At 69.3% G+C, this 8652-nt stretch carries 9 protein-coding genes and 1 pseudogene; 6 read left to right on the top strand and 4 right to left on the bottom strand.

Annotation, left to right across the window (positions count from 1 at the left end; translation table 11 throughout):
- Positions 1 to 436 precede the first annotated feature (436 nt).
- From RMO30_RS00660 to RMO30_RS00670, 3 genes and pseudogenes are all read right to left on the bottom strand, one after another.
- Entirely contained in the window at positions 437 to 643 is a 207-nt protein-coding gene (locus RMO30_RS00660) for an acyl-CoA carboxylase epsilon subunit (RefSeq protein ID WP_309708140.1), read from the bottom strand.
- Positions 640 to 2252 (bottom strand): annotated as a pseudogene (locus tag RMO30_RS00665) (acyl-CoA carboxylase subunit beta). Before RMO30_RS00665 ends, RMO30_RS00660 begins: the two are co-directional and overlap by 4 nt.
- 47 nt (positions 2253 to 2299) lie before the next feature.
- The gene (locus RMO30_RS00670) at positions 2300 to 2533 is read right to left on the bottom strand and encodes a hypothetical protein (RefSeq protein ID WP_309708143.1); all 234 of its coding nucleotides are present in this window, start codon (positions 2531 to 2533) and stop codon (positions 2300 to 2302) included.
- 182 nt (positions 2534 to 2715) lie between these two features.
- Between RMO30_RS00670 and RMO30_RS00675 the strand changes: the two genes are divergently transcribed.
- The 4 genes from RMO30_RS00675 to RMO30_RS00690 are packed head-to-tail and all read left to right on the top strand — an operon-like array spanning position 2716 to position 6977.
- A complete protein-coding gene (locus RMO30_RS00675) occupies positions 2716 to 3594 on the top strand; it encodes a hypothetical protein (protein WP_309708146.1) in 879 nt (292 codons plus the stop codon).
- Positions 3591 to 4811 carry an acylneuraminate cytidylyltransferase gene (locus RMO30_RS00680; RefSeq protein ID WP_309708149.1) on the top strand — a complete coding sequence of 407 codons (1221 nt, stop codon included), beginning with the start codon at positions 3591 to 3593 and terminating at the stop codon, positions 4809 to 4811. The genes RMO30_RS00675 and RMO30_RS00680 overlap by 4 nt, the downstream gene beginning before the upstream one ends.
- Positions 4808 to 5680, top strand: a complete 873-nt coding sequence (locus RMO30_RS00685) for an N-acetylneuraminate synthase family protein (RefSeq protein WP_309708152.1) — start codon at positions 4808 to 4810, stop codon at positions 5678 to 5680. Before RMO30_RS00680 ends, RMO30_RS00685 begins: the two co-directional genes overlap by 4 nt.
- 52 nt (positions 5681 to 5732) lie before the next feature.
- A complete protein-coding gene (locus RMO30_RS00690; RefSeq protein ID WP_309708155.1) occupies positions 5733 to 6977 on the top strand; it encodes a DUF6716 putative glycosyltransferase in 1245 nt (414 codons plus the stop codon).
- Here the strand turns inward: RMO30_RS00690 and RMO30_RS00695 are convergent.
- Positions 6940 to 7740: a polyprenol monophosphomannose synthase gene (locus RMO30_RS00695; RefSeq protein ID WP_309708158.1), complete on the bottom strand. Its 801-nt coding sequence runs from the start codon at positions 7738 to 7740 to the stop codon at positions 6940 to 6942. The genes RMO30_RS00690 and RMO30_RS00695 overlap by 38 nt on opposite strands.
- A gap of 24 nt (positions 7741 to 7764) precedes the next feature.
- On the opposite strand from RMO30_RS00695, the gene RMO30_RS00700 reads away from it, so the two are divergent.
- Both RMO30_RS00700 and RMO30_RS00705 read left to right on the top strand, forming a co-directional pair.
- A complete protein-coding gene (locus RMO30_RS00700) occupies positions 7765 to 8496 on the top strand; it encodes a biotin--[acetyl-CoA-carboxylase] ligase (RefSeq protein ID WP_309708161.1) in 732 nt (243 codons plus the stop codon).
- 36 nt (positions 8497 to 8532) lie between these two features.
- A partial coding sequence (locus RMO30_RS00705) for a 3-hydroxyacyl-CoA dehydrogenase NAD-binding domain-containing protein (RefSeq protein WP_309708164.1) occupies positions 8533 to 8652 on the top strand: 120 nt, incomplete at its 3' end.

Raw genomic sequence — 8652 nt, forward strand, 5'->3', positions numbered from 1 at the left:
GGGCAGGTCGCGACAACTCTAATGCCGGTGGGGATGCCGTTGTCGCCGCCCGGGACGACCGCTGTGTTCGAGGCGGAAGAGGATACGGGGCCGGATCTTCAGCAGATCCGGCCCCGTCCAATAATCGAGTCAGGGCGACAACCCGAATATCGCCCTGACTCGCCCCCACATGATCGGCACGCTTACCCTTGACGCCGACCCATGGCGGTGGATCTCTGAAAGAGATGCACCTTCAGGAGACAAGCTACCGGCGAAGCCGAATGTCGCCAAGTCATCATTTCGGGGGACAGCCGTTGCCGGGCGTTGAGGAAATCAGTGGGCAATTCTACGAATTCAGCAGCCCAATCGGGGGACAACACCGTCGAGTTGGACCGACCAAAAGCATGGATTCGACCGAATCGCGTGCGGTGACGACGAATTCCGTCGTGTTCGCGGGTCAGGCTTCGAAGTTGCGCCACGCCCCGTGCGGCAGCGGCTTCCGCACCGGGCGTTGACTTACCTGCCAGGCGGTGAGGCCCGACTCGCCGCGACGCCGGCTCTCGCCCGCGAGCTCGTCGAGGGCGGCGGTGAGCACGGCAGTGGCCGCCGCGATCTCTTCAGCCGTCGCCTGCCCGCCGAGGATGCGGATCTCGGGGCTGGTCACAGCGGGATGTTCCCGTGCTTCTTCGGCGGCTGCGTGGCCCGCTTGGTACGCAGCGCCCTGAGCGCTTTGACGATCGCGACCCGGGTCGCGGCCGGCTCGATGATGCCGTCGAGCTCGCCGCGCTCGGCCGCAAGGAACGGCGAGGCGACGTTGTAGGTGTATTCATTGGCGAGGCGGGTGCGCACGGCGGCGACATCCTCTCCGGCCTCTTCGGCCTTCTTCAGGTCGCCGCGGTAGAGGATGTTGACCGCACCCTGACCGCCCATCACCGCGATCTCGGCAGTCGGCCAGGCGAAGTTGAGGTCGGCACCGAGCAGCTTGGAACCCAACACGATGTAGGCGCCACCGTAGGCCTTACGGGTGATGACCGTGACCAACGGCACCGTGGCCTCCGCGTAGGCGTAGAGCAGTTTCGCGCCGCGGCGGATGACGCCCGTCCACTCCTGGTCGGTACTGGGAGGTAACCGGGAACGTCGACGAGGGTGAGGATGGGAATCGAGAAGGCGTCGCAGAACCGCACGAACCGGGCGGCTTTCTCGCCGGCGTCGATGTTGAGTGTGCCGGCCATCGCCTGCGGCTGGTTGGCGATGATGCCGACGCTGCGCCCTTCGAAACGACCGAAACCGATCAGGATGTTGGGGGCGAACAGCGGCTGTACTTCGAGGAAGTCGTTGTTGTCGACGAGCAGCTCGATGATCGATCGCATGTCGTACGGCTGGTTGGCTGAGTCCGGGATGATCGTGTTCAGCCGGCGGTCGGCGTCGGTGATCTCGAGTTCGGTCTCCGACTCATAGACCGGGGCCTCGACGAGGTTGTTGTCGGGCAGGAACGAGATGAGCGCCCGCGCGTAGTCGAGGGCGTCGTCTTCGTCGTCGGCGAGGTAGTGCGAGACGCCGGTGCGCTGGTTGTGCGTGCGCGCGCCGCCGAGTTCATCCATTCCGACGTCTTCGCCCGTGACGGTCTTGATGACGTCGGGGCCGGTGACGAACATCTGGGAAGTCTTGTCGACCATGATCACGAAGTCGGTGAGGGCTGGCCCGTAGACGGCGCCGCCCGCAGCCGGACCCATGATGATCGAGAGCTGCGGGATGACGCCCGACGAGGCGGTGTTGAGCCGGAAGATCTCGCCGTACTTGCCGAGGGCGACGACGCCCTCCTGGATGCGCGCACCACCGGAGTCGAGCATCCCGATGATCGGCACTCCCGTTCTGAGTGCGAGCTCCATGACCTTGATGATCTTCTCGCCCGCGACCTCGCCGAGCGAACCGCCGAAGATCGTGAAGTCCTGCGAGTACACCGCGACCTGGCGACCGTGGATGGTGCCGGTGCCCGTGACGACCGCGTCGCCGTAGGGTCGGTTCTTGTCCATGCCGAACGAGTTGGTGCGGTGCCGCACGAACTCGTCGAGTTCAACAAACGAGCCCTGATCGAGCAGTTGTTCGATGCGCTCGCGCGCGGTCTTCTTGCCCTTCGCGTGCTGCTTTTCGATCGCTGCGGCCCCACTGGCGGTGACGGCTTCGTGGTACCGGACCTTGAGGTCAGCGAGCTTCCCGGCGGTCGTCGTCAGGTCGGGCGCGGGTGTGGAGGCGGCGTCGGTCACGGCCCTCAGCCTACCGATCGCTCGCGGGTGTCCCTTGGCAGGAACCTCCAAAGGACTCAGCGCGGATCGGTGCCGAAGACGTGTCGGGTGAGCGCCTGCACGTCGCGATCGAGTCCGTCGAGCTTCGCGTCGACTGCGGCGAAGCGCCCGTCGATTCGTGCGGCGAGGCCGTCGATCGATGACTTGAGCGCGCGATTGAAGCTGATCGTCTGCCAGGTCAGCATCCCGAATACCGCAGTCGCGAACACGCCGATGAGCACCCAGACCTGCGGCTCGGTCACGTCGATCACCCATCCATTGTGCACTGCACAGCTGGAAGTCGATCTGTGGGGGAGAAGCGGCTGCCGGCTCCGCCGGGGAGGACACGTCACGTCCGGTTCATCGGGAGGACACCTAGCTGACGGATGCCGTCAACCGTCCGGGTTGAGCGTGGGCAGTACCCGCCTTCAGCAAGCGGGGGGATGAGGCGAACGTGATTTCGGGTTACCCGGTGGTGTGGGTGGAGTCGCCGCTGCAGTTCGTGTCGGCAGCCGAGCTCGCCGCTGAGCGCGGGGTAAGGATGCGAGTCGTCTTCCGCCTCGGCCCGCAGATGCCGGAGACCGCGGCGGAGCTGCTCGCCCGGGGCGCCAACTTCGCGGCGTGCATCCCATACCTCGGCATCCCCTGGAACGAACTGGCGCGCGCGTCCGAGTGGATCGTCGGTGATGGGCTCTCGGGGCAGTTCCGCCTCGCGGCTGCCGTGCTGCGCCCGAAAGCCGTGACGCTACTCGACGACGGCACGATGAGCCTGCACCTCGCTGCGGCGCTCGCCGGCCAGTGCGCGTTCGAGCGACCTGAGCAGCGCCCCTCGGGTCTCCGCGGGCTGCTCGGCGATCTCGCCCGCGACCACCTGCTGCGCCTCGCCGCCCGCGGGAGCTTGGTGTTCTTCAGCGTCTTCGGCACCGAGCGAGCAGAGTTCCGCGCTGCCGCGGCGCTCGGGGTGCGGCTGCGCGCCAACCGGTTCGTGTGGACCCGCCGCAGCGCGCGGCCGCCGCGGTTGCCCGGAAACCACGTGCTGCTCGGAACTGCGCGGGTCGCCGACGGGTTGCTCGACCGCGCGGAACACCTGGCGGAGGTCGCCCGCTTCGCGGCGTCCGGGGGTGCCGTCTACCTGCCGCACCGCCGCGAGCCCGCCCAGGAGGTCGACGCGATTCGCAGCATCCCCGGGGTCACGGTGATCGAGCCCGGGCTTCCGGTGGAACTCTTCCTGGCTGGTCTGGACGGCCTCGAGATCCGGTCATCGGGGTCAAGTGCCGACTCGACGCTCGCCCACGTTCTGAATCCGCCCCGTTCCGTGGAGCGTTCGGGGTGACCGCGCGTCCGAAGTCGAGTGGCGAGGTCGTCGCCGTCATCCCGGCTCGCGGCGGGTCGAAAGGAGTTCCGGGCAAGAACCTCCGCCGCGTGGGGGGGATGCCGCTCGTCGGCCGGGCCGTTGCCGCCGCTCGGGGGGCGACGGGTATCGATCGGGTCGTGGTGTCGACCGACGACGCCGAAATCGCCGCGGTGGCGCGGGAGTGGGGTGCTGAGGTCATCGACCGACCGGCCGCAATCGCCGGCGATGAGGCCTCGAGCGAGTCGGCTCTGCTGCACGCCTTGGACACCTTGCGGGCGCGCGGCGTCGAGGCCGACATCCTCGTGTTCCTCCAGGCGACGTCGCCGTTCATCGATTCTGCCGACCTCGACGATGCGATCGGCCGGGTCGCCGCCGGGTCGGAGGACGCGGTGTTCTCGGCCGTCGAGTCGTGGGGTTTCCTCTGGCGCCACGGCGCGGACGGCATGACGGGCATCAACCACGACCCCGCAGCCCGGCCGCGCCGCCAGGACCGTTCGCCCGAGTATTTGGAGACCGGCGCCTTCTACGTGCTCGACGCAGCGGGTTTCCGGGTGGCCCGACACCGCTTCTTCGGCCGCACCGGGGTCGCGCTCGTCGAGGAACGGCACGCGCTCGAGATCGACACCGCGGAGCAATTGCGGCTGGCGAACGCGATCGCCCCACTCGTTTCTCCGGCGGCGGCGCTCGACGTTGACGCCCTGGTCACCGACTTCGACGGGGTGCACACCGACGACTCGGTGCTGGTCGGGCAGGACGGCAGCGAGTATGTGAGCGTCAACCGCGGGGATGGGATGGGCGTCGCCCTACTCCGCGCTGCGGGAGTGCCAACCCTCATCCTGTCGACCGAGACCAATCCGGTGGTGGGCGCCCGCGCCGCCAAGCTCGGCGTCGACGTGCGGCAGGGGCTCGGTGACAAGGCCGCGGTGTTGCGCGCCTGGGCGGCGGAGCGTCAGCTCGATCTCGACCGCGTCGCGTATCTCGGCAATGACGTCAACGATCTCGCTTGCCTCGAGCTCGTGGGGTGGCCACTCGCCGTCCCCGACGCGCACCCGCGCGTGCTCGCCGCGGCGCGGCTCGTGCTCGGAAGCCCCGGCGGGAGGGGGGCGGTCCGCGAGGCGGCGGAACGTATCCTCGCCGCCCGTGAACGAACCGCCCGCACCGCAACCACAGCGAATACCACGAGGAGAACACCATGAACGTCGTCATCGGATCACACGGCATCGGCGAGGGCCTCGCGGCCTACGTCATCGCCGAGATCGGCCTCAACCACAACGGGGATGTCGAGATCGCCAAGCGACTCATCGACGTCGCCGCCGACGCGGGCGCGCAGGCCGTGAAGTTCCAGAAGCGCACCCCCGAGATCTCGACGCCCGCGCACATGCGCGATGTCCCGCGCGAGACCCCGTGGGGCACCATGAGCTACCTCGAGTACCGCTACCGCGTCGAGTTCGACCGCGACCAGTACATCGAGATCGGCGACCACGCGACTTTGCGCGGCCTCGACTGGTTCGCCTCACCGTGGGATGTGCCGAGCGTCGAGTTCCTGGAAGACCTCAACGTCGTCGCCCACAAGGTCGCGTCGGCATCCGTCACCGACCTCGAGCTGTTGCGCGCCCTCGCCGCGACCGGCAAGCCGATCATCCTCTCGACCGGGATGTCGACGATGGACCAGATCGAGGTAGCCGTCGATGTGCTCGGAGTAGAGAACCTCGTGCTGCTGCACGCGACCTCGACCTACCCGATGCCTGCCGAGGAGGCGAACCTGCGGATGCTCGCGACGCTCCGCGCCGCGTTCCCCGGCGTGCCGGTCGGCTACTCGGGGCACGAGCCGGGCCTGCAGATCTCGCTCGCCGCCGCGGCGCTTGGGGCGAGCGCGATCGAGCGGCACATCACCCTCGACCGCACGATGTGGGGCTCTGACCATGCGGCATCCCTCGAGCCGACCGGGCTGCAGCACCTGGTCCGCGATATCCGCATCATCGAGGCGGCTCTCGGCGACGGCGTGAAGCGCATCATGCCCGGTGAAGAGGCTCCGATGGCGAAGCTGCGGAGGATCACTGCGTGAACCTGCGCAGCATGCGTCGTCAGCGCGCCCTACGGGCGCCGAGGGTCACCGCGTGAGGCTCGTCGCACTCGCCGACTCGGACTCGTACGTCAAGTGGGGGGCATCACTCGCGGGCACCCTGCCGCCGGAGTGGGACCGCGAGCTGCTCGTCGTGGACTCGCCCATGGTGGTGAGCGACGCCCAGCTCGCGGCGGCCCTAGCGGGCAGCGGAATCTCGGCGGTGTCGCGAATCGCACTCCTTGACGTCGCAGCTCGGCTTGCCGCCGATCCACCCGACGCCGTGCTGGTCGCGACGCCGGGTCCGATCGCGCGCGTGCTCACCCGGCTCGTCGCCGACCTCGTGCCGCGACCGGTGGTCGTTGCCGGGCTGCCGGGCATCTCGATCCCGACGACTCGCAAGGCGCTGCTCTATCGCCGCCAAGCCGACCTGTTGGTGCTGCACTCGCACCGCGAGGTTCGGGAGTTTGCGCGACTCTCGCGGGCGAAGGGGTGGGACCACCGGTTCGGGCTCGCGACGCTGCCCTTCATGTCGCAGCGACCCGCGTCGGGGACGGATCTGGTCTTCGCGGCTCAAGCGATCGTGCCCGCCCTTCGCGAGGACCGGCTGGTCGTCGCGGCGATGCTGCGGGACGCGGCCCTCGCTGACCCGACGCGCCGCGTGGTGATCAAGGTGCGCGCACTCGCCGGCGAGAACCAGACGCACCCCGAACGCGACGGCTACCCCGACCTGATCGCGGAACTCGGACCCGTGCCGCAGAACCTCGTGGTGTCGGCGGTACCGATGGCGGAGGCGCTCGACACGGCCGCGGGGCTCGTGACAGTGTCGTCGACCGCCGTCATCGAGGCCCTCGCCCGGCGCATCCCCGCCATCGTCATCGACACCTTCGGCGTACGGCGTTCGCTGATCAATCCGGTCTTCCAGGAGAGCGGGCTGTTCGGCGGCCGCGACGCCGTCGTGGCGCGCGAGTTCCGGCATCCCGAACCGAGCTGGCTCAACGACAACTACTTCCACGACCCTGTCGCCGACGACTGGGCCCAGACGCTCGAAGCTCTCGTGCTCGCGCGTCGGGCGGGGGAGCTCGAAGGTCGCTCGTCGCACCTGCCGCGTGGCGGTGCTCTGCGGGCCGCCTGGGACCGGAAGCGCGCCTTCGGGGACGCCGATCGCTCGCTCGGTGGGCGGGTCGCCCTGGTGGTGGGCATGCCTCTGCGGGCGGCAGTGCGGGCGAAGAACCGAGCCGGGCGACGTTTTCGGTCCCGGCTCAGGACGTGGCGTTCGCTCCGCGCGTCGGCCGGCTGACCCGCGGCTTCGGGCGCACCAGCCGAGTGAGGCCCCACACGGTGACCCGCCACATCGCCTCGACGACGATCGCCTTGCTCATCTTGGAGCGGCCCGCCGTGCGCTCCCGAAACTCGATCGGCCGCTCCGCGATACGCCATCCCGCGTCGAGGGTGCGTCGCGTCATGTCGATCTGGAAGCAGTAGCCGCGCGAGTTGATCTCGTCGAGGGGGAGGGCTCGCAGCACCTCGGCGCGATACGCCCGGTAGCCCGCGGTGACGTCGCGCACGCCGAGCCGCAGCATGGCGCGGGCGTAGGCGTTGCCGGCGCGACTCAGCAGGCGGCGCCCGGCGGCCCAGTCGGCAAGGCCGCCGCCCGGCACATAGCGCGACCCGATCGCAAGCCCGATGGCGGGGTCGTCGCCGAGCGCGGCGAGCAGGGCGGGAAGAGCGGATGCCGGATGCGAGCCGTCCGCATCCATCTCGACGATCACGTCGTAGCCGCGGTCGAGGGCGACTCGGAAGCCCGCGACGTACGCCCGGCCGAGGCCCTGCTTGCCGGGTCTGTGCAGCACGGTCACTCGGGGGTCGGCCGCGGCGAGGCCGTCGGCGATCGCCCCGGTGCCGTCGGGGCTTGCGTCGTCGACGACGAGCACGTGGACGTCGGGAACCGCGGCGAGGATCGCGGCGACAGTATCGGCGAGGCTTCCCGCCTCGTCGTAGGTGGGCGTGACGACCAGGGTTCGCAGGGTGCCGTTGCGAGGGGTGCTCGCGACGTCCGGCATGAGCGACATCCTAGGCTCGCTGCCATGGACTTCCCGTTGGTACGCGCAGCCGTCCCCCGCCTCGTCGAGCTCGATTCGTGTGCGTCGACGAACTCCGAGCTGGCGCGCCTCTCCGCGGCTGACGGTGCCCGACTCGACTGGTTCACGACAGTGCTGACCGAAGACCAGACGGCGGGCCGCGGCCGCCTCGATCGCAGCTGGGTGGCCCCGCGGGGTGCCTGCGTCGCCGTCTCGACGCTCGTGCCCGGCGACCTGGGTGGCTGGATCGCCCTCGCAGCGGGGCTCGCCATGGTCGATGGACTTGCTCCCGTGCTCGGCGAGCGGGTAGCGCTGAAATGGCCCAACGACGTGCTCGTCGATGGCGCGAAGATTTGCGGGATCCTCGCCGAACTGACGCCCGCCGGCGTCATCGTCGGTGCGGGCCTCAACACCGCGATGAGCGAGCGGGAGCTACCCGTGCCGACTGCGACCTCGCTGCAGATCGAAGGCGTCGCGCCGACCGCAGCGGATGCCGTCGTCGCCGGCTACCTGACCGCTTTGCGGGGCCACCTGGCGCGCACCCCCGATCAGCTGCGCGAACGCGTCACGGCTCGGCTTTCCACTCGAGGTCGCACGGTGCGCGTCGATCTGCCTGACGGCTCGGTGCTCAGTGGCACGGCGACCGGGATCGATACCGAAGGGCGTCTCGTCGTCGACATCGCGGGGCGCGAGGAAGTCGCCGTCGCTGCCGGCGACGTCGTGCACGTTCGCGGCTGAATTCCGTGCGCCACTCCGCGGTGTTAGGGTGCGCGAGTGCTGCTGTCGGTGATCGGATGCGGGTATCTCGGAGCGGTTCATGCCGCAGCGATGGCGTCGCTCGGGCATGAGGTCGTCGGCGTGGACGTCGACCCCGAGCGGGTGCGCGTCCTCAAC

It is taken from the genome of Pseudolysinimonas sp., assembly GCF_031389465.1.
In the GTDB taxonomy this organism is placed as follows: Bacteria; Actinomycetota; Actinomycetes; order Actinomycetales; family Microbacteriaceae; genus Pseudolysinimonas_A.

Bases quoted from the DNA above. Each gene is read 5' to 3' on its own strand.
- RMO30_RS00685 (WP_309708152.1), top strand. From the start codon at position 4,808: ATGAACGTCGTCATCGGATCACACGGCATCGGCGAGGGCCTCGCGGCC.
- RMO30_RS00695 (WP_309708158.1), bottom strand. From the start codon at position 7,740: ATGCCGGACGTCGCGAGCACCCCTCGCAACGGCACCCTGCGAACCCTG.
- RMO30_RS00700 (WP_309708161.1), top strand. From the start codon at position 7,765: ATGGACTTCCCGTTGGTACGCGCAGCCGTCCCCCGCCTCGTCGAGCTC.